Raw genomic sequence first — 20,246 nt, 5'->3', positions numbered from 1 at the left:
GGCCTTTTTGACATCCCCTGCCGCGTCGCGGCAGGGGATGTCATCTCGTCTGAGGCGCGATTTCGTACCCTCGCATGCCCAAGCCGGATCACGACACGATGGATATTCGAATGGCAACGCCCGGCGAGGACGAGATCCTGGTTGGGCACTATCTGAAGATCTGGGACAGCTACGGCACACCACCGGAACATTACAGGCCTGATGCGGCGGCGCGGATCTTGTCTTTCATCAGAACCGGTCGCGAAGAGCGCCGCTTGGCCTCGTTCCTTGCCATCGTCGACGGGGACATCGCCGGTTCCGCATCCTGCCAGCTGCACCAATCGCCGTTTCCGGAGGTTATCCAGCCGGAACAGCGGCTGCACGGTTACATCTGGTCCGTCTATGTCGCCGACGCCTTCCGGCGGCGCGGCATCGCATTGGCGCTGACCAGCAAGGCTGTCGACTATCTGAAATCGATCGGCTGCACGACTGCTGTCATTCATGCCTCCGATGCCGGCGAACACGTCTATCGCGCCGCTGGTTTTGAACTGGCGAAGGAAATGCGCCTGAAGTTTTCGGCGGAGTAGTGACCGGCGATCGCCGGAGCCGCCGCCCAGCTTTCCACCTACGCTTTCGCTCGGCCGGGTGCGATAAAAGTAGCAATCGTCGTCTCGTCATGGCCGGCCTCGCGCAGGAAGCGGCTGGCGAATTCGATGGCAGGACTTCTAAGGGCCTCGTCAGGTCTAATCAGGTGAAAGGCCACATGATAGTCGAGCGTTCGCTCCGACACAGCGACGACACGCCCGGTGGTCAGCGCCGCATCCGACAGCGGCGGCCGCGCGAGCGCGATCCCGAGGCCCTGGGCGCAGGCATCGATCACCAGATTGTAGTCCTCGAAGCGCCGGTCATGGCCGCGCGGTATATAGTCGACGCCCTCACGGGAGAGCCAGCGCCGCCAGCCTTCAATATTCGAATCGTGCAGGATCGGCAGATCGAGCAGCGACAAGGCATCGGAACGCTGCCCGAGCCGCTCCGCCAGCGCCGGGGCGGCGATCGGAAACGACTTCTCCTGCCAGAGCGGCAGGGCGCGCACGCCGGCCCATGGTCCCTTGCCGCAGCGAATGGCAAGATCCGTGCCTTCGCCGAAATCCGCCAGCCGGTGTTCGAGCGTCAGCTCGACACGCAGCTCGTTTCCTTCAAGCTTCGGCAGGCGCTGAAACAGCCATAGAGAGGCGACAGAGGGCGTTACCGAAAGGCGCACCACCGCCTTGTTGCGGCGAGGCAACCAGCGTTCGCCGCTATTGCCGAGCAGCGTAAGTGCTTCTTCCGCCCGAGCGAAAAACCGCATGCCTTCCGGCGTCAGGCGCACGCCTCGGGCTTCGCGCGCAAACAGGCGCACGCCCATCCAGCGCTCCAGGCGCGAGACCTGCCGCGACACCGCCCCGTGGGTGATGCCGCTTTCCTCGGCCGCAGCCGAAAACGATCCGAGCCGGGCGGCGCGGGCAAAAGTCTCGAGCGTATCGAGCGGCGGAAGCACTGGCGAGCTGTGAACCATACGCACATTTGATCATCGATTGCGATGCTTTTCAAGCACGCATCGAAGGCCTAATCACTGTCGCAGAAACATGTGGAGGCGAAAATGAGCATGGCGGCAAGCGTACCGGTTTCGACGAAACAGCAAGGCGGGTTCGATTTGGTGGCCTTTGCGGCGATCCTCGTCACCATCCTCTCCTGGGCTTCCTCCTTCGTGGTGATCCGCATCTGTCTCGGACCGCTGACGCCGATCGAACTGGCGACGGCGCGTTATGTGGCAGCCGGCATCATCGCCCTCGTCTATCTCGTCATCTATCGGCCGATGCCGGAAAAACGCGATTTTTTCCGCCTCTCCGTTGCCGCCGTGCTTTTCATCGCCGCCTATGCGGTTCTGCTGAACACTGGCGAGCAGACCGTTGCTGCAGGACCGGCGAGCTTCATCATCAACACCATGCCGGTCTTCACCGCCCTGATCGCCACATTCGCGCTTGGCGAGCGCTTCGGCCGCTGGGGCTGGGTGGGCACCGCGGTTTCGTTCGGCGGCGTGGCGTTGATTGCGGTCGCCTCCGACGACGGCTTCAAGCTCGATCCGAATGCCGCCCTCATCCTTGGCGCAGCGCTCTGCTCGGCGATCGCCAGCGTGCTGCAGAAGCCGTTGCTCGGGAGGTTGCCGGCGCTTGCCGTCACTGCCTGGATCCTGCTCATCGGTTCCGTGCCATTGTTTCCGGCCGTCCCGGCGACGATTCAGGCGCTGGCCGCCGCACCGGCGGAGGTGAACTGGGGCGTTGCCTATCTCGTTATCTTCCCGACCGCGATCGGCTACCTCACCTGGGCGATCGCCCTGAAGCGGCTGACGGCCGCCCGCGCCTCGAATTTCCTGTACGGCGTTCCCCCAGTCGCCACGCTGATCGGGTTCGTCTGGCTGGGCGAGACGCCGACGGCGTTGGGCGCTGTCGGCGGCGTCATGGCAATCCTCGGCGTGCTCGTCGTCAACGTGATGCGGAAGCGGTAGTGTCGAATTCGGGCCGTGAAAGACGGCCTGGTAATAGATAGACGTTGCACTGCCGTTCGCTTTCTTTAAAACGAAAGCAGATCGAAAGGCGCACGCTCATGTTCTTGACCGACCGGCAAACCGAAATCGTGGCGATTGCGAAATCGAGCGGCAGGGTGCTGGTCGAGGAGCTCGCCTCCCGCTTTTCGGTGACGCCGCAGACGATCCGCAAGGACCTGAACGATCTCTGCGATGCGCAGGTGCTGACGCGCATCCATGGCGGCGCCACATTCCCGAGCGGGACGGAGAACGTCAAATACGAAGCACGCCGCCAGATCGCCGCCTCCGAGAAACAGGCGATCGGCATTGCCGCGGTCGAGCTGATCCCGAGCGGGGCCTCGCTCTTCATCAATATCGGGACGACGACCGAGGCGGTGGGCGAAGCGCTTGCCGACCATCACGAGCTGATGGTGATTACCAATAATATCAATGTGGCCAATAGGTTGCGGCTTTTCCCGGCAATCGAGGTGGTCATTGCCGGCGGGGTCGTGCGTGGTTCGGACGGCGGGATCGTCGGCGAGGCGGCCGTCGATTTCATCCGCCAGTTCAAGGTCGACTACGCCGTGATCGGCGCTTCGGCGATCGATATCGACGGCGCGCTTCTCGACTATGATTTTCGCGAAGTGAAGGTCGCCCAGGCCATCATCGCTAATGCCCGACATGTCATTCTCGTTGCCGATTCGACGAAGTTCGAACGCACCGCTCCGGTCAGGATCGGCCAGCTTTCCCAGGTTCATACCTTCATCACCGATCACTGTCCGGTGCCGTCGATCCGCAATCTCTGCCTCGAAAACAATGTGAAACTGATCGAAACGAACGGCAGATTTCGCTAGATCACGACCCTCACAAACATTCGTTTGACATTCGTATTCCTTTCGTTTTAACTGATGTTACTTTCGCAATTGCGCAAGTTTTGTGCGATGCGAAATTGACGGCGGGCTCGGAGGGGGAATTGGGCCGAAATATTCACGACATATTCGTCATCGGTGGCGGCATCAACGGCTGCGGCATTGCGCGCGATGCCGTCGGGCGCGGTTATTCGGTGGCGCTGGCGGAGATGAACGATTTCGCCTCGGGTACGTCGTCGGGCGCCACCAAGCTGATCCATGGCGGCCTGCGTTACCTCGAGCATTACGAGTTTCGTCTGGTGCGTGAATCGCTGATGGAGCGCGAGATCCTCTGGGCGATGGCGCCGCACATCATCTGGCCGCTGCGTTTCGTGCTGCCCTACCACAAGGGCGGCATCCGTCCGGCCTGGCTGATCCGGCTCGGCCTCTTCCTCTACGACCATCTTGGCGGACGCAAGCTCTTGCCGCCGACATCGGTGCTCGACATGCGCCGCGATCCGGCCGGCAAGCCGCTGAAGGCGCTGTTTTCCAAGGCCTTCGAATATTCCGACGGCTGGGTCGACGATGCCCGCATGGTGGTGCTGAATGCCCGCGATGCCGCCGACAAGGGCGCGCTGATCATGCCGCGCACCAAGGTGGTTTCGGCAAGGCGCGAGAATGGCCTGTGGCATATCGAGACCACCGATACGGTGAGCGGCCGCAATGACAGCTATCAGGCCAGGATGCTGGTCAATGCCGCTGGTCCCTGGGTCGACCATGTCATTCGTTCCGCCTTCGGCCAGAACGAAGCCCACCATGTCCGCCTCGTCCAGGGCAGCCATATCGTCGTGAAGAAGAAATTCGACGATGTGAGAGCCTATTTCTTCCAGAATCCCGACAACCGCATCATCTTCGCCATCCCCTACGAGGGCGACTTCACCCTGATCGGCACCACGGATCGCGACTATACCGCCGATCCCCGGGATGTCCGGATCTCAGAGGAGGAGACCGTCTATCTTTGCAATGCGGCGTCTGAATATTTCAAGGAGCCGGTCAGGCCCGAAGATATCGTCTGGACCTATTCGGCCGTCAGGCCGCTTTATGACGACGGCGCCTCAAAGGCGCAGGAGGCGACGCGCGACTATGTGTTGAAGCTGGAAGGTGAAGGTGACGCCGCGCCGCTGCTCAACGTCTTCGGGGGCAAGCTCACCACCTATCGCCGGCTTTCCGAACATGCGCTGGAGAAGATCGGTGCTGCAATCGGCGCCAAGGGCGCCCCGTGGACGGCCAAAAGCCATCTGCCGGGCGGCGATTTCCCGGTCCGCGGTTACGAGGCACAGGTTGACAAGCTGAGGCGGCGTTATTCGTTCCTCGCCGATCCGCTTGCCCGCCGCCTGGTGCGCCGCTACGGCACCAAGGCAGAGCAGTTGCTTGGCAATGCCAGCGGCATCGACGATCTCGGACGGCTGTTCGGCGGCGATCTCTACGAGGCAGAGGTCACCTATCTCGTCGAACATGAATGGGCCCGGCACGCCGAAGACGTGCTGTGGAGGAGAACAAAGGATGGTCTGCGCCTTTCGAAGGAGCAGGCCCAGTCACTGGAGGAGTACATGGCTGCCATGCCGGCGATGGCCGGGTAGGAGCCATGTGGTCCCCGCTGCGTGGAGGCACGGGAATCGGAATGCTGGAACTGCGAAACGCCGCCAAGATGGTGGGCGCGGACTATCATATCTATCCGACCGATCTGGTTCTCGAGCGGGGCACGCTGAATGTCCTGCTCGGGCCGACGCTCGCGGGCAAAACGTCGCTGATGCGGCTGATGGCGGGGCTTGACCGTCCCACAGGCGGCTCCATCCATTTCGACGGCACTGACGTCACTGGCATGCCGGTACAGAAGCGCAACGTCGCCATGGTCTACCAGCAGTTCATCAACTATCCGGCGCTGAGCGTCTACAACAACATCGCCTCGCCGATGCGCATATCGGGCAAGGATGCTGCCACGATCGACCGTGAGGTGCGCAAGGCGGCCGAGCTTCTGAAGCTCACGCCCTATCTCGATCGCACCCCACTCAATCTGTCCGGCGGCCAGCAGCAGCGTACGGCGCTGGCGCGCGCACTCGTCAAGAATGCCAGCCTCGTGCTGATGGACGAGCCGCTCGCCAATCTCGATTACAAGCTGCGCGAGGAACTGCGCGAGGAACTGCCGAAGATCTTTGCCCAATCCGGCGCAATCTTCGTCTATGCGACGACCGAGCCTTCCGAGGCGCTGCTGCTTGGCGGCAATACGGCAACGCTGAACCAGGGCCGGGTGACCCAGTTCGGGCCGACGATCGAGGTTTATCGCCGACCCGTCAATCTCGCCACCGCCGGAATTTTCGCCGATCCGCCGCTGAACACCCTCGACGTCACGAAATCAGGCAACGTGTTCACGCGTCCGAGCGGGGTTACGATTCCGGTTCCCTCGCATCTGGCCGTCGTGCCGGACGGTCCCGTCACTATCGCCTTTCACCCGCATCATCTCGGCCTTGCGCCGCAGACCGGCGACGCGGCCCGCCTGCAGGCGCGCACGCTGGTTTCAGAGATCACCGGCTCGGAGAGCTTCGTTCACCTGGAATATGACGGTGTACGTTGGGTGATGCTGGCGCATGGCATTCACGACATCGATCCCGACATGGAGGTCGAAGCTTTTCTCGACACCCGCCACCTGATGGCCTTCGGCAGCGACGGCCACGCCATCGCTGCGGCCGGAAAGGTATAGGAGAGCACAATGGCACGCATCACGCTCGACCATATCCGCCACGCCTATGGCGCCAATCCGAAGTCCGACAAGGATTATTCGCTGAAGGAAGTCGACCACGAATGGAACGATGGCGGCGCCTATGCGCTGCTCGGCCCCTCCGGCTGCGGCAAGACCACGCTGCTCAACATCATCTCGGGCCTGCTGCAGCCCTCGCATGGCCGCATCCTGTTCGACGGCAAGGATGTCACGAACCTTTCGACGCAGAGCCGCAACATCGCACAGGTCTTCCAGTTCCCCGTCATCTACGACACGATGACCGTCTACGACAATCTCGCTTTTCCCTTGCGCAACCGCGGTGTGGCCGAAGCGGATGTCGACCGGCGTGTCCGCGACATCCTCGAAATGATCGACCTTGCCAGTTGGGCCAGGCGCAAGGCGCAGGGCCTGACCGCCGACCAGAAGCAGAAGATCTCGCTCGGCCGCGGGCTGGTGCGCAACGACGTCAACGCCATCCTGTTCGACGAGCCGCTGACCGTCATCGATCCGCATATGAAATGGGTGCTGCGTTCGCAGCTGAAGCGGCTGCACAAGCAGTTCGGCTTCACCATGGTCTATGTGACCCACGACCAGACCGAGGCGCTGACTTTCGCCGAGAAGGTCGTCGTCATGTATGACGGCCAGATCGTCCAGATCGGTACGCCGGCCGAGCTCTTCGAGCGGCCGAGCCACACCTTCGTCGGTTATTTCATCGGTTCGCCGGGCATGAATTTCATGCCGGCCAGGATCGCGGGCAGCACTGTGGCGGTCGGAGATGAAACCCTGACGCTCGATTACGCGCCGAAGACATCAGGCACGGCCAAAACCGAACTCGGCATCCGCCCCGAATTCATTCGCCTCGGACGGGAGGGCATGCCGGTCACGATCAGCAAGGTCGAGGATATCGGCCGGCAGAAGATCGTGCGCGCCCGCTTTGCCGGCCAGCCGATCGCCATCGTCGTGCCAGAAGACGCCGACATTCCCGCGGACGCCCGCGTCACCTTCGACCCGTCCGCCATCAGCATCTACGCCGACAGTTGGCGTGTCGGCAGGGAGGCCTGAGCCATGCAGAAGACGTGGAATAACAAAGCCTGGTTTCTGGTCCTGCCGGTGCTGCTACTCGTGGCGTTTTCGGCCGTCATCCCGCTGATGACTGTCGTCAACTATTCAGTGCAGGATACGTTCGGCAACAACGAGTTCTTCTGGGCCGGTACCGACTGGTTCGTCCAGACCCTGCATTCCGACCGCTTCTGGGAATCGCTACAGCGCAATCTGCTGTTCTCCTTCATCATCCTGGCGCTGGAGATTCCGCTTGGCATCTTCATCGCGCTCAACATGCCGAAATCAGGACCGGGCGTTCCCGTCTGCCTGGTGTTGATGGCGCTGCCGCTGCTCATTCCGTGGAACGTCGTCGGCACCATCTGGCAGGTCTTCGGACGCGTCGATATCGGCTTGCTCGGCCACACGCTCGAAGCGATCGGCCTCGACTACAATTATGTCCGCGATCCGATCGATGCCTGGGTGACCGTCATCGTCATGGACGTCTGGCACTGGACAAGCCTCGTCGTGCTGCTCTGCTATGCCGGCCTGGTCTCGATCCCGGATGCCTATTACCAGGCCGCCAAGATCGACGGCGCCTCGCGCTGGTCCGTCTTCCGCTACATCCAGCTGCCGAAGATGAAGCGGGTGCTGCTGATCGCCGTGCTCCTGCGCTTCATGGACAGTTTCATGATCTACACCGAGCCTTTCGTCGTCACCGGCGGCGGGCCCGGCAACTCGACGACGTTCCTATCGATCGACCTCGTGAAAATGGCGGTCGGCCAGTTCGACCTTGGCCCGGCGGCGGCGATGTCGATCATCTACTTCCTCATCATCTTGCTGCTCTCCTGGGTGTTCTACACCGTGATGACCAGCAGCGATGAGAACGGCTAAAGGGGAGGCGAGACATGAGCAACAAATACAAACCTGCAGGCAGCCTTTCCTGGCTCGTTCCGACGATCTACATCATCTTCCTGATCCTGCCGATCTACTGGCTCGTCAATATGAGCTTCAAGGAGAATTCGGAGATCACCGGTGCCTTCTCGCTCTGGCCGACGAACCCGACGCTGCGCAACTACACGGTCATCTTCACCGATCCATCCTGGTATAACGGCTATATCAACTCGATCATCTATGTGGTGATGAACACGGTGATCTCAGTCGCGGCGGCGCTGCCGGCAGCCTACGCCTTCTCGCGCTACCGCTTCCTCGGCGACAAGCACCTGTTCTTCTGGCTGCTGACCAACCGCATGGCGCCGCCGGCGGTCTTCGCGTTGCCGTTCTTCCAGCTCTATTCCGCCTTCGGCCTGATCGACACGCACATCGCCGTGGCCCTTGCCCACTGCCTGTTCAACGTGCCGCTCGCCGTCTGGATCCTCGAAGGCTTCATGTCCGGTGTGCCGAAGGAGATCGACGAGACCGCCTATATCGACGGTTATTCCTTCCCGCGGTTCTTCATCAAGATCTTCATTCCGCTGATCGCCAGCGGCGTCGGCGTCGCGGGCTTCTTCTGCTTCATGTTTTCGTGGGTCGAGCTGCTGCTGGCCCGCACGCTGACGACGACGGCGGCAAAGCCGATCTCGGCGATCATGACGCGAACGGTCTCCGCCTCGGGCATGGACTGGGGCGTGCTGGCGGCTGCCGGCGTGCTCACCATCATTCCGGGCGCACTCGTCATCTATTTCGTCCGCAACTACATCGCCAAGGGCTTCGCGCTCGGGCGCGTTTGAGGAGGAGACGGTCATGAATTTTTCCTGGATGGCCTGGACGCTGCCGACGACGCTGTTCTTCCTGACGATCCTGGCGCTTCTGATCGCCATGAGTGTCTGGGAATATTTTTCGCCGGGCGGCTCGCCGCGCACGGGCGTGCTGCGTTTCGAGACGACGCGCGGCGACCGGCTCTTCATTTCGCTGCTGGGCAGCGCTTTCATTCATCTTGCATGGCTTGGGCTCGGTGGGCCCAACCTGTGGTGGGCTCTTGCCATCTCCGTGGTCTACGCCATCGGCGTCTTCCGCTACGTGTGACGGCAAGGAGAAGACAGATGGCCGGGGGTACTGGCCGCCTGAGACGTAACTGCAATCGCAAACCCTGGGAGGATATTATGCGAAGGCACTTATTGACGACGACAGCAGGCTTGCTGCTGGCAATGACAGCATCGGCCTATGCCGGCATGGACGAGGCCAAGACGTTCCTCGACAAGGAAGTCGGCGATCTCTCGACGCTTCCACGCGCCGACCAGGAAAAGGAAATGCAGTGGTTCGTTGATGCTGCGAAGCCTTTCGCCGGCATGGACATCAAGGTCGTGTCCGAAACGATCACGACCCATGAATACGAATCGAAGGTGCTGGCGCCCGCCTTCACGGCGATCACCGGCATCAAAATCACTCACGACCTCATCGGCGAAGGCGACGTGGTCGAGAAGCTGCAGACGCAGATGCAGTCGGGCGAAAACATCTATGACGCCTATATCAACGATAGCGACCTGATCGGCACCCATTGGCGCTATCAGCAGGCCCGCTCTCTGACCGACTGGATGGCCAACGAAGGCAAGGATGTCACCAATCCCGGCCTCGACATCGACGACTTCATCGGCAAGTCCTTCACGACGGCGCCTGACGGCAAGCTGTACCAGCTGCCTGACCAGCAGTTCGCGAACCTCTACTGGTTCCGTTACGACTGGTTCAACGACGAGAAGAACAAGGCGGACTTCAAGGCGAAGTACGGCTACGATCTCGGCGTGCCGGTCAACTGGTCGGCCTATGAGGATATTGCCGAGTTCTTCACCGGCCGCGAGATCGACGGCAAGAAGGTCTTCGGCCATATGGACTACGGCAAGAAGGACCCATCGCTCGGATGGCGCTTCACCGATGCCTGGCTGTCGATGGCCGGCAACGGCGACAAGGGCATCCCGAACGGCAAGCCTGTCGATGAATGGGGCATCAAGGTCGACGAGAACTCCCGTCCGGTCGGCTCGTGCGTCGCGCGCGGCGGCGATACCAACGGCCCTGCTGCGGTCTATTCCATCCAGAAATATCTGGACTGGATGAAGGCCTATGCACCGGCTGCCGCCCAAGGCATGACTTTCTCCGAATCCGGCCCGGTCCCGTCGCAGGGCGAAGTCGCCCAGCAGATGTTCACCTACACGGCCTTCACCGCCGACTTCGTCAAGGAAGGCCTGCCGGTCGTCAATGCGGACGGCACGCCGAAATGGCGTTTCGCACCGAGCCCGCATGGCGTCTACTGGAAGGACGGCATGAAGCTCGGCTATCAGGACGCCGGTTCGTGGACACTGATGAAGTCCACGCCTGACGACCGCGCCAAGGCGGCCTGGCTCTATGCCCAGTTCGTCACCTCCAAGACTGTCGACGTGAAGAAGAGCCACATGGGCCTGACCTTCATTCGCCAGTCGACGCTGGATCACAAGTCCTTCACCGATCGTGCGCCGAAACTCGGTGGTCTGATCGAATTCTATCGTTCGCCGGCCCGCCTGCAGTGGTCGCCGACCGGTACGAACGTTCCTGACTATCCGAAGCTCGCACAGCTTTGGTGGCAGGCGATTGGTGATGCTTCTTCCGGCGCCAAGACGGCGCAGGAAGCGATGGACTCGCTTTGCTCCGAACAGGAAAAGGTGCTGCAGCGCCTGGAACGCGCAAAGGTCCAGGGCGACATCGGCCCGAAACTCGCCGAGGAGCATGATCTCGCCTATTGGAACGCGGATGCGGTGAAGAACGGCAACCTTGCCCCGCAGCTGAAGATCGAGAACGAGAAGGACAAGCCGGTCACTGTCAACTACGACGAACTCGTCAAGAGCTGGCAGAAGAAGTAAGGCGGACCCGGCCGGAGGCGACGAGGCTTCCGGCCATCACTTCCTGCCACCGGCAGCAAGCCGGTGGCACCCACAATCTTTCTCTCGTGAACCGTCCGCGTCCTGCTGTCCTCTGCAGGCGGAGCGGTTTCGTGCGAGCCGGAGACGGATATGAGCGGCTATATTCTTTCAATCGACCAGGGCACGACATCGTCGCGCGCCATCATCTTCGATGGCGACATGAAAATGGCCGGCTCGGCGCAGGCGGAGATCACCCAATATTATCCGCAGCCCGGATGGGTGGAGCACGACGCCGCCGAAATCTGGCGATCCGTCGTCGACACAGTGCGCAAGGCGATCGCTGACGCCGGTATTGACGCCGCCGATATCGCCGCGATCGGCATCACCAACCAGCGCGAGACGGCGGTCGTCTGGGATCGCGGGTCAGGAAAGCCGCTCCACCGCGCGATTGTCTGGCAGGACAGGCGCACCGCAGAAATGTGCGAAAGCCTGAAGGCCGATGGCTACGAGAAGCTGTTCAGCGCCAAGACCGGGCTGCTGCTCGACCCCTATTTCTCCGGAACGAAGCTGCGCTGGCTGCTCGACAATGTCGATGGCCTGCGTGAGAAGGCCGAGGCCGGCGATGTCTGCTTCGGCACGATCGACAGCTGGCTGATCTACAATCTGACTGATGGACGCGTGCATGCCACCGATGCGACCAATGCATCGAGAACGCTGCTCTACAATATCGATGACGGTGCCTGGGACGAGGAGCTTCTCGGCATTCTCCGTATTCCGGCCGCCATGCTTCCTGACGTCAGGGAATGCGCCGATGATTTCGGCCGCGTCGACAAGGCGCTGTTCGGCGCGGAGCTTCCGATCCTCGGGGTCGCCGGCGACCAGCAGGCGGCGGCGATGGGCAATGCCTGCTTCGAGCCCGGCATGATGAAATCCACCTACGGCACCGGCTGCTTTGCCCTGTTGAACACCGGCCGGGATCGTGTTTCATCCTCCAACCGGATGCTGACGACGATCGCCTATCGGCTTGACGGCGAAACGACCTATGCGCTCGAAGGCTCGATCTTCATCGCCGGTGCCGCCGTGCAGTGGCTGCGCGACGGCCTTGGCATCATCGGCCAGGCATCCGAGGCAGGAGTGCTTGCCGCCAAGGCCGATCCCGGACAGCAGGTCTACATCGTTCCAGCCTTCACCGGCCTCGGCGCCCCCTACTGGGATCCGGCTGCGCGCGGCGCGATCTTCGGTCTGACGCGAAACAGTGGGCCGGCGGAATTTGCCCGCGCGGTGCTTGAATCGGTCGCCTACCAGACGCTCGATTTGTTGGTGGCGATGAAGAAGGACTGGGGCGTCAACCAGTTGGAAACCGTGCTGCGCGTCGATGGCGGCATGGCGGCTTCGGATTGGACGATGCAGTGCCTGGCTGACATGACCAGAAACCCTGTCGACCGCTCGGCGATCCGCGAGACGACGGCGCTGGGCGCGGCCTGGCTTGCCGGCTCGAAAGCCGGCATCTGGCCCGGCAAGCAGGATTTTGCGCAGGCCTGGGCCTGCGACCGCCGCTTCAGCCCTTCGATGGATGAGACCGAGAGGCAGGGCAAGATCATCGGCTGGAAGAATGCCGTCTCCAGAATGATTTCCGACGCCTCGGCGGTATAGAACCGCGTCCGAGGATACCACCTCAGTGGCGGCTTCTCTTAAGCGCTGCCGGCAGCCTTTCTGTTGATGAAGCTCAGGGCGAGCACGGCGAAGATCAGCGTGCCCGTACCAACCTGCTGCCAATAGAAGTTCAGATCGGTCAGCAGCAGGCCATTGGCGACGATGCTGAGCAGCAGCGCGCCGAGTACGGTCCCGCCGACATTCGGCCGTCCGAGTGGGCTGAGTGTCGTGCCGATGAAGGTCGCGCCGATCGCATTCAGCAAGAAGGCATTGCCCGAGGAGGGGATGTAGGTGGTGACGGTTGCGGTCAGGATCAGGCCGGCGATTGCCGCGATCAACCCGACCAGGATGAAAGTCACCGCGACATGGGCCGGCGCGGCGATGCCGGAATAGCGCACGACGCCCGGCTGGATGCCGATCGACAGGATGACGCGGCCGAAACGCGTCCGGGCAAAGACAACGGCAGCGGCCGCGATCACGACGATGGCAGCGGCAAGCGCTACTGGGAAGCCGGCGATCGTGCCATGGCCGAGAAAACGGAAGGCTTCCGGCACGCCGTTCGGCGGTAGATAGACCGGATTGCCGCCATTGGTCAGCAGTTGCTGAACGCTGCGGCCGATAAACAGCGTGCCGAGCGTGGCGAGGAACGGCGACACGCCGATCCCTGAAATCAGCAGCGCGTTGAAGGCGCCGACGAACGCTCCGGCCGCCAGTCCCGCGAGTGCGGCGACTGCCACCGGCTGCCCGGCGAGAACGAGCGAAACCAAGGCGAAGCTGGCGAAATCCATCGCCGTTCCCACCGAAAGATCGATGCCGCCCGACGCGACGGCGAAGGTCATTGCGATGGAGACGATGGCAAGCAGCGTGAAATTATTGACCAGGATGCTCTGCAGGTTGGCAGGCGTCAGGAATGTCGGCGTTGCCACGGAAAACGCGGCAAACACCGCAACCAGGGCGAGGATCAAGCCATAGCGCACCAGGCCGCCGACGAGAAGACGCGGCAGGCCGATGCTGGCGGGGGGAGGGGTCTGGAGCGACATGATCAGGCCTCCTGCCGGCGCAGCAGCGTGGTCGCGGAAACGACGATGAGAATGAGAACGCCCTGGACGCCGCTGACCAGCGTGCTTGAAATGTTCAGCAGCTGGAAACCGTTGACCAGGAAGCCGACCAAAAGGGCCGAAAGCAGCGTCCCGGTGATGGTGGGAACCAGCCGGCGCGAAAAGACCGAGCCGAGCAGGGCCGTGACGACGACGGGCAACAGCATCTCGCCGGCGCCGGTCGTGCTGCCGCTCAGATAGGAAACCGACAGGATGCCAGCGATGCCGCCGGAGACGCCGCTGGCAACGAAGGCGCCGGCCAGCAGCCGGCGAAGCGGCAGACCGGCGGCACGCGCCGCATCCGGGAACTCACCGACGGCGTAGAGACGCAGGCCGAGCGGCGTATATTGCACGATCGCCGTGGTGATCGCCGTAAACCCGAGGAGCACATAGGCAAGAACCGGTATGCCGAAAGCATCCGAGGCGGAAAGCGCCGAGAGAAAAGCCGTCGAGGCCGGCAGGACGGTATTGCCGGTCAACACCAACTCCAGGCCGGCGACGACATTCATGACGGCAAGAGTGGCCAGCAGCGGCACGATGCCGGCATAGACGACGGCAATGGCATTGACCGTGCCGATCAAGGCGCCGGTGAGGATCGCCGCCGCGATCGCCGTCGCATCGCCGTAGCCGAGCTGTGTCAGGCTCGCATAGACTGCGGCGCTGAGGCCCATATTGGCCGCGAGCGACAGGTCGATGCCACCGGTGACGACATTGGAGCCGCCGGCGATCAGCACGATCGTCAACCCAATGGCAAGCACGCCGGAGATGGCCGATTGGCCAAGTACATTGCCGATATTGCCGATGCTGAGGAAATAGGGTGCGGTCAGCGAAAAGATGATCAGGATGGCGGCGAATGCGATCAGCGATCCGAAGCGCAATGCCGCAGCTGCAATATTGCCGGCCGGGCGGGGAGGCGGTTCTGCAGCGGAAAAACCGGAAGGCGCGAATTCCACTTCAGCCGACATGGCGTTGTCCCTCGGGTGATCCGGTCGATTGAGCCAGCACGGCATCCGCCGTGGTCTCCGACGAGATGAATTCCCGCACCACGCGGCCGCGGAAGAGTACCAGGATGCGATCGGTGATACCGATGAGTTCGGGCAGATCCGAAGACAGCACGATGACCCCGGCACCGCGCGATGCGAGTTCGCCGATCAGCGTATAGATCTCGACCTTGGAGCCGATATCGACGCCGACTGTCGGCTCATCGAGGAGATAGACCTCGGAACGGCGGCTCAGCCACTTGGCGATGGCAATCTTCTGCTGGTTGCCGCCCGAAAGCGTGCGCAGCAGGGCATCTCGCCCATTGGTCTTCACTTGCAGCCGCGTAATCAGAGCGTCCACTTCTCTCTGTTCGCGTCTGCGATCGAGAAAGCCAAAACGTGTGAAGCGGCCAAGGCTCGAAAGGCTGATATTTTCCGCGACACTGAGGTCGAGTGCGACGCCGTGGCGACGCCGATCTTCCGGCACCAGGGCGATTTCGCGGCCGGCCGCCTGGGTGGGATTGGTGAAACGGGCAGCCTCGCCGCTGATCTCGATATGGCCGGAAGCCGGCACCTCCAGACCGAAGAGCGTGCGGACCAGCTCCTTCGCACCGGAGCCGAGCAGGCCGGTGAGGCCCAGCACCTCGCCGCGGCGAAGCGTGAAACTGATGTCGCTATATTTCCCCGGCGTCGACAACTGCTCCACCTTGAGGATGTCTTCGCCGGGCGTCACCTGCGGCTTCGGAAACATCTCCTTGATGTCGCGTTCGACCATCAGCCGCGCAATGGCACCTGCCGAAGTCTCCCCGATCGGCAGGGAGGCGACGTCCAGCCCATTGCGCAGCACGGTGACGTGGTCGCAGAGCTCTTCGATTTCGTTCAGGTAATGCGAGATATAGATGATGGTGACGCCTTCGTCGCGCAGACGGCGGATCAGCCGGAAGAGGATATCGGCTTCGCGACGAACCAAGGCGGCCGTCGGCTCGTCGAAGACCAGCACCTTCGGCTGATTGAGGAGCGCGCGGGTGATTTGGACGATCTGCTTTTCGGCCGTCGACAACTCGCCGATCAAGGCGGCGTTCGGCAACCGGATACCGAAATAGTCGTTGAGGATTTCGGATGCGCGGCGCTGCATCAGTCGCCGATCGAGGAACGGCGTGCCCGCGATGCGTGGCTCCCGGCCAAGGAACAGGGCTTCGCCGACGGTGAAGGTCGGCACCAACAGCCGATCCTGGTGAATGAAGTGGATGCCGAGCTCTTCGGCAAGATGCGGTGTCAGCCTGTCGAACGTTCGTCCCTCGATCTCGATCCGGCCGCCATCCGGCTGGTGCAGACCGGCCAGCAGCTTGATCAGCGTCGACTTGCCGGCGCCGTTCTGACCGACGAGGCCGTGGATGGTGCCGCGCCTGACGATCAGAGACGCACCGGCAAGCGCCTGCGCGCCACCGAAATGCTTGACGATGCCTTCAAAGCGGATGATGTCGTCGCGTGCCGTCACCGGCTGCTTCAACGAAATGGCCGTCATGTCGATCTCTCCGGGCGGGTAGATTCCGAGCGATCCGACATGACCGGATCGCTCGGGTTCAATGTCAGCCGATGCCGAGCTTCTTGGTGACTTCGCCGACATTGGTCTTGTTGGCGAGCAGGGCCGGAACATAGGTCTCGCGCGGCAGCGCCTGGCCGGCAAGCAGCTTGGCAACGTTGCGGATGGCGGTGCGGCCGATTTCTGCCGGCTGCTGGGCGACATCGGCGCCGGCCGGGGAATTCGGATCGGCGATGAGCTGCAGCACTTCCGGGCTGCCGTCGACGCCGTAGGTGCGGATCTCGGTTCGCCCGGCGGCGGCCAAAGCCTGGGTCGCGCCAAGCTGCGGAATGTCCCAGGCCGACCAGATCGCCTTGATCGAACCCTTTTCCGGATATTTGTTGAGGATGGCCGTGATCTGCGTGAAGGCGTCCTGCACGGTGTTCGGGATGACGTCGCGCAGTTCCGGCTGGAGGATTTTCACCTTCGGGAAATATTTGACGACATTGACCAACTGGTCGTAGCGGATCGCGCAGGGGGTTACGCCGTAGAAGCCGTTGAAGACGACGATATTACCTTCGCCGCCGATATCGGAGACGAGCTGCAGCGCCAAGTCCTTGCCGATGCCCCAGTTGTCCGAGGTGGTGTTGTTGATCGAATTGGTCGAGCCGACGTCGACGGTCAGAACCGGGATCCCGGCATCGCGCGCCTTCTTCAGCCAGGGATCGATGACGCTGAGCGTGCCGAGGATTTGAACGATCGCATCCGGCTTCTGGGCAATCAGCGTCTGCAGCTGCGAGACCAGCTTGCCGTCGTTGCGTCCGGCATCGACGGCGATCGGCTCGCCGCCGAGGCGCTTTACCTCTTCGATCTGGGCATTATAGGCCTGCAGGTCGAAGAAGTGGTCGGTGCCGGTTGCGCTGATAGCGATGCGCTTGCCTTTCAGGGACAGTTCTTCGTCGGCCGCGAAAACCGGCTTCTGCCCGACGAGCGCAGCACCCGCGACGACGGCCCCGGCCGCGGCAGACAGTTTCAACAGATCTCGCCTTCCGAGGCCGCTTCCGGACTTTTCGTTACTCATCGCAATTTCTCTCCAATTCAGTTATGTCTATAAATTAAGTAGACTAATGAGAATGGGGGAGAAAGGAATTTCCAAAATGACGCTCTCCGATGAAAAGAGTGGACGGAGCGAACGCTCATTCCTGGCTGCGGTTTCCCGCGAGCGGGCCGATCAAGAAGAAACATGCACTGCATAATTCTTGCGCACGCGACCAAATTTGCCGAGGATGAACTGCTGCTAGGCCGTTGTGCCGTGTGGCCCGACTGCAGGCGTAAAATCACTATTTCATGGGCGCCATCAGGTTTTATGCTGCGACGATGATCCAGCGCGAAGCTCGGCTTCCACTTGGCGCGCAACTTGCCTCTCTCCTGCTAGGGAGAATGAAACAATGCCCGATATCGACCCGCAGATTTTCTCAATAAGCCGACCATCGCTCGGAGGCTACATGGCCTTCGTTCAACGCGACATGATCGTCGAGACCTATCGCAGCGCCGCGGGGCAAATGGTTTCGCGGGGCTCCCTTCATAGAATTTCGATCAACCGCACGGCGCACGGCAAATATGCCTATCGGCTTGGAAGCGGGGCATTCCGCAAAGTTGAGAGGCCGCCGTTCACCCTGGGATTTCAACCGGCCGCCACCGTCCTCGAAGTCGATGGCGATGCGGCGGATTATATCTCGATCTTCCAGTCACCTGCGCTCTACAGCGGCATCGGCGGCTCTCGCTTCGATCCCGAGCATTGGGATAGTGATGCGCTCAGCGCCACGACTGATCCGACAACGCTGCAAGTCGCGCTCTCCCTTGCATTTGCCGCCGAGAAGACCGGGCGCGACGATCCGCTTTTGATGCAGCATCTTGGGATGGCGCTCGCCTGCTGCGTCGTAAAGCTGCTGGGCGCAAAACCTGAAGCAGGCGATCGCCCGCTGACATCGGACAATCTCCGGCGTGTGATCGATTACATCGAGAACCTGCTTGGCAAATCCGATCTGAGTGTGGAGGAACTGGCCGGGGTGGCCCATATGAGCCCCTTTCACTTCAGCAGGGAATTCAAACGGGCGGCCGGCATGGCGCCGCATCGCTTCGTTCTCGAACGCAGGATCGAGCGAGCACGGCTTTACCTCGCCGATGGCAAGGAGACGCTCGCAAACATCGCTTATGCCACAGGCTTTTCCAGCCAGGCGCATTTCTCCAGCGTCTTTCGCCGTCTGATGGGGGCGACCCCGAAGGAGTACCAGCGATCGGTCCGTCTTTGAGCGGCTCTTGCCGATGACAGATCAGCAGCTTTGCGAAAGACAACCGCACGAATTTGAAATCTCTTGAGGCTGCGGTCTGCGAGGCTTTTCCCATCAGGAGGCCCATATGACCGTTTTTGCCCAAACCAATCCGATTACCGACATCTGCTTTTTGGTCGAGGATATCGACAAGGCATCGGCCTTCTATGTCGAGCGGCTTGGCTTCAAGCCGCGCCGCCGGGCTCCGGGCTTTGCCGATTTCAAAGGGGCGGGCGTGACGCTGGCGCTGTGGGAGATCGAGCATATCGCCGAGAATACCGGTGTCTCAAGCCGCCGCGCCCCTCCAGGTGCGCACAAGGCCTGCGCGGCCATTGAGCTCGCCTCGCCAGAGCAGGTCGATGCCGCCTATGCGGAGCTGAAAGCTGCGGGCGTGCTCTTCCACGCACCGCCGCAGGACTATGTCTGGAACGCGCGATGCGTCTATTTCGCTGATCCTGACGACAATCTCTGGGAAATTTATGCATGGTCCGCAGGCGGCCCGATCGGTGACATCGACCCGCAATAGCAAGCGCAGTCGGCCGGTCGTCCAACAATCCAACAAGGGGAAAGGCAAGGAAAATGAACGGGGATGACAAACAAATCGTGGTCGGCAGGCGTACCGTCCTGAAGGGCGGAGCCTTTGCCCTTGCTGCAGCGACGGCAGGGATTAGCGTGTTCGTGCCGCGTCAATCGAATGCCGCCGCATCCAAGGTCGTCATCAAATATGACTGGCTGATGAGCAACGGACAGATCGGCGATATCGTCGCAGTCAAGCAAGGGCTGTTCGAGGCCGAGGGTCTCGACGTCGAGTTTTCCCCTGGCGGTCCCAATTCGGCGACGGTGCCGCCCGTGATCACGGGTGATGCGCAGCTCGGCCAATTCTCGGATTCGGCACAGCTTCTTCTTGCCAGGTCATCCGGCGTGCCGATCAAGATCTTCGCCTGCGGTTTCCGCATGGCGCCTTTCGCCTTTTATTCGCTGCCCAAGGCGCCGATCCGCACCGTCAAGGATATGGTCGGCAAGCGCATCGGCATCCAGCCGACCGCCCGTTATGTCCTTGATGCCATTTTGCTGAAGAACGATATCGATCCCTTGAGCCTGACCATCACCAATATCGGCTTCGACATGACGCCGCTGATGACCGGTCAGGTCGATGCAGTGACCGGATGGATCACCAACACGCAGGCCCTTTCCATCATCGGTCCCGATCGCATCGACCTGATGATGAAGGACATGGGCCTGCCGTCCTATGCCAACGTCTATTTCGCCACCGACGATGCCGTGAGCGGCCATGCCGAGACACTGGCAAAGGTGCTGCGTGCCGTCGCCAAGGGCTGGGCCTGGACGCATCAACATCCTGAGGAGGCGGTCAAATTGACGGTGGAGGCCTATCCGCAGCTCGATCTTGCCGTGGAGCTGAAGACGGTGCCGCGCATATTGTCGCTGAGCTTCGACGCGACGACAGGCAAGGACGGCTGGGGCAGCTTCGATCCGGCCGCTCTTGCCGAGCAGATTTCCGTCTACGACAAGATCGGCCAGTTCAAGAGCGGCGCGCCGAAGCTGGAGGATTGCTATACGACTGAGATACTCGACATGACGGCGGGCGACCGCCCGAAGATTGCGTGAGAGCGAA

Annotated in this window: 19 protein-coding genes; 14 read left to right on the top strand and 5 right to left on the bottom strand. The window is 61.8% G+C overall.

Going from position 1 to position 20,246, the window contains the following annotated elements; all coding sequences use genetic code 11:
* Positions 1 to 74: 74 nt before the first annotated feature.
* Positions 75 to 566 (top strand): GNAT family N-acetyltransferase, encoded by a 492-nt coding sequence (locus A6U98_RS12610; protein ID WP_064650183.1) that lies wholly within the window; start codon positions 75 to 77, stop codon positions 564 to 566.
* Between the two features lie 38 nt (positions 567 to 604).
* Here the strand turns inward: A6U98_RS12610 and A6U98_RS12605 are convergent, their stop codons facing one another.
* Positions 605 to 1,534: a LysR family transcriptional regulator gene (locus tag A6U98_RS12605; protein ID WP_064650181.1), complete on the bottom strand. Its 930-nt coding sequence runs from the start codon at positions 1,532 to 1,534 to the stop codon at positions 605 to 607.
* 72 nt (positions 1,535 to 1,606) lie between these two features.
* Between A6U98_RS12605 and A6U98_RS12600 the strand changes: the two genes are divergently transcribed.
* The 10 genes from A6U98_RS12600 to glpK all read left to right on the top strand — a co-directional run bounded on the left by A6U98_RS12600 (position 1,607) and on the right by glpK (position 12,684).
* A complete protein-coding gene (locus tag A6U98_RS12600) occupies positions 1,607 to 2,524 on the top strand; it encodes a DMT family transporter (protein WP_197496384.1) in 918 nt (305 codons plus the stop codon).
* Between the two features lie 98 nt (positions 2,525 to 2,622).
* Positions 2,623 to 3,396, top strand: a complete 774-nt coding sequence (locus A6U98_RS12595; protein WP_003549541.1) for a DeoR/GlpR family DNA-binding transcription regulator — start codon at positions 2,623 to 2,625, stop codon at positions 3,394 to 3,396.
* A gap of 119 nt (positions 3,397 to 3,515) precedes the next feature.
* Positions 3,516 to 5,030 (top strand): glycerol-3-phosphate dehydrogenase, encoded by a 1,515-nt coding sequence (gene glpD / locus A6U98_RS12590; protein ID WP_064650176.1) that lies wholly within the window; start codon positions 3,516 to 3,518, stop codon positions 5,028 to 5,030.
* 41 nt (positions 5,031 to 5,071) lie between these two features.
* Complete coding sequence (locus tag A6U98_RS12585; protein ID WP_064650174.1) at positions 5,072 to 6,148, top strand: ABC transporter ATP-binding protein; 1,077 nt, start codon at positions 5,072 to 5,074, stop codon at positions 6,146 to 6,148.
* Between the two features lie 9 nt (positions 6,149 to 6,157).
* Positions 6,158 to 7,228 carry an ABC transporter ATP-binding protein gene (locus tag A6U98_RS12580; protein WP_064650171.1) on the top strand — a complete coding sequence of 357 codons (1,071 nt, stop codon included), beginning with the start codon at positions 6,158 to 6,160 and terminating at the stop codon, positions 7,226 to 7,228.
* A gap of 3 nt (positions 7,229 to 7,231) precedes the next feature.
* Complete coding sequence (locus tag A6U98_RS12575; RefSeq protein WP_011649610.1) at positions 7,232 to 8,098, top strand: sugar ABC transporter permease; 867 nt, start codon at positions 7,232 to 7,234, stop codon at positions 8,096 to 8,098.
* A 14-nt stretch (positions 8,099 to 8,112) separates the two neighbouring features.
* On the top strand, positions 8,113 to 8,934 hold the full coding sequence (locus tag A6U98_RS12570; protein WP_017957584.1) for a carbohydrate ABC transporter permease: 822 nt from the start codon (positions 8,113 to 8,115) through the stop codon (positions 8,932 to 8,934).
* 13 nt (positions 8,935 to 8,947) lie between these two features.
* Complete coding sequence (locus A6U98_RS12565) at positions 8,948 to 9,229, top strand: DUF2160 domain-containing protein (protein ID WP_003549529.1); 282 nt, start codon at positions 8,948 to 8,950, stop codon at positions 9,227 to 9,229.
* 77 nt (positions 9,230 to 9,306) lie between these two features.
* A complete protein-coding gene (locus A6U98_RS12560) occupies positions 9,307 to 11,031 on the top strand; it encodes an ABC transporter substrate-binding protein (protein ID WP_011649612.1) in 1,725 nt (574 codons plus the stop codon).
* A 150-nt stretch (positions 11,032 to 11,181) separates the two neighbouring features.
* Positions 11,182 to 12,684, top strand: a complete 1,503-nt coding sequence (gene glpK, locus A6U98_RS12555; protein ID WP_064650169.1) for a glycerol kinase GlpK — start codon at positions 11,182 to 11,184, stop codon at positions 12,682 to 12,684.
* A gap of 38 nt (positions 12,685 to 12,722) precedes the next feature.
* Here glpK and A6U98_RS12550 read toward each other — a convergent pair whose 3' ends face one another.
* From A6U98_RS12550 to A6U98_RS12535, 4 genes are all read right to left on the bottom strand, one after another.
* Positions 12,723 to 13,724 carry an ABC transporter permease gene (locus A6U98_RS12550; protein ID WP_064650167.1) on the bottom strand — a complete coding sequence of 334 codons (1,002 nt, stop codon included), beginning with the start codon at positions 13,722 to 13,724 and terminating at the stop codon, positions 12,723 to 12,725.
* Between the two features lie 2 nt (positions 13,725 to 13,726).
* Positions 13,727 to 14,746, bottom strand: coding sequence for an ABC transporter permease (locus A6U98_RS12545; protein ID WP_064650166.1), 1,020 nt, complete (start codon positions 14,744 to 14,746; stop codon positions 13,727 to 13,729).
* On the bottom strand, positions 14,736 to 16,286 hold the full coding sequence (locus A6U98_RS12540) for a sugar ABC transporter ATP-binding protein (protein ID WP_064650164.1): 1,551 nt from the start codon (positions 16,284 to 16,286) through the stop codon (positions 14,736 to 14,738). Before A6U98_RS12540 ends, A6U98_RS12545 begins: the two co-directional genes overlap by 11 nt.
* A gap of 64 nt (positions 16,287 to 16,350) precedes the next feature.
* Positions 16,351 to 17,364 (bottom strand): sugar ABC transporter substrate-binding protein, encoded by a 1,014-nt coding sequence (locus A6U98_RS12535; RefSeq protein WP_064650162.1) that lies wholly within the window; start codon positions 17,362 to 17,364, stop codon positions 16,351 to 16,353.
* Positions 17,365 to 17,731: 367 nt separating this feature from the next.
* Between A6U98_RS12535 and A6U98_RS12530 the strand changes: the two genes are divergently transcribed.
* The 3 genes from A6U98_RS12530 to A6U98_RS12520 all read left to right on the top strand — a co-directional run bounded on the left by A6U98_RS12530 (position 17,732) and on the right by A6U98_RS12520 (position 20,239).
* Positions 17,732 to 18,595 carry an AraC family transcriptional regulator gene (locus tag A6U98_RS12530; protein WP_064650160.1) on the top strand — a complete coding sequence of 288 codons (864 nt, stop codon included), beginning with the start codon at positions 17,732 to 17,734 and terminating at the stop codon, positions 18,593 to 18,595.
* 106 nt (positions 18,596 to 18,701) lie between these two features.
* A complete protein-coding gene (locus A6U98_RS12525; protein WP_064650158.1) occupies positions 18,702 to 19,139 on the top strand; it encodes a VOC family protein in 438 nt (145 codons plus the stop codon).
* A 53-nt stretch (positions 19,140 to 19,192) separates the two neighbouring features.
* A complete protein-coding gene (locus A6U98_RS12520; RefSeq protein ID WP_064650156.1) occupies positions 19,193 to 20,239 on the top strand; it encodes an ABC transporter substrate-binding protein in 1,047 nt (348 codons plus the stop codon).
* Positions 20,240 to 20,246 lie beyond the last annotated feature (7 nt).

It is taken from the genome of Rhizobium sp. WYCCWR10014 (assembly GCF_001657485.1).
GTDB lineage: Bacteria > Pseudomonadota > Alphaproteobacteria > Rhizobiales > Rhizobiaceae > Rhizobium.
The sequence above is the reverse complement of the archived record's forward strand: the minus strand, read 5'-3'. Positions and strand labels throughout refer to the sequence as shown.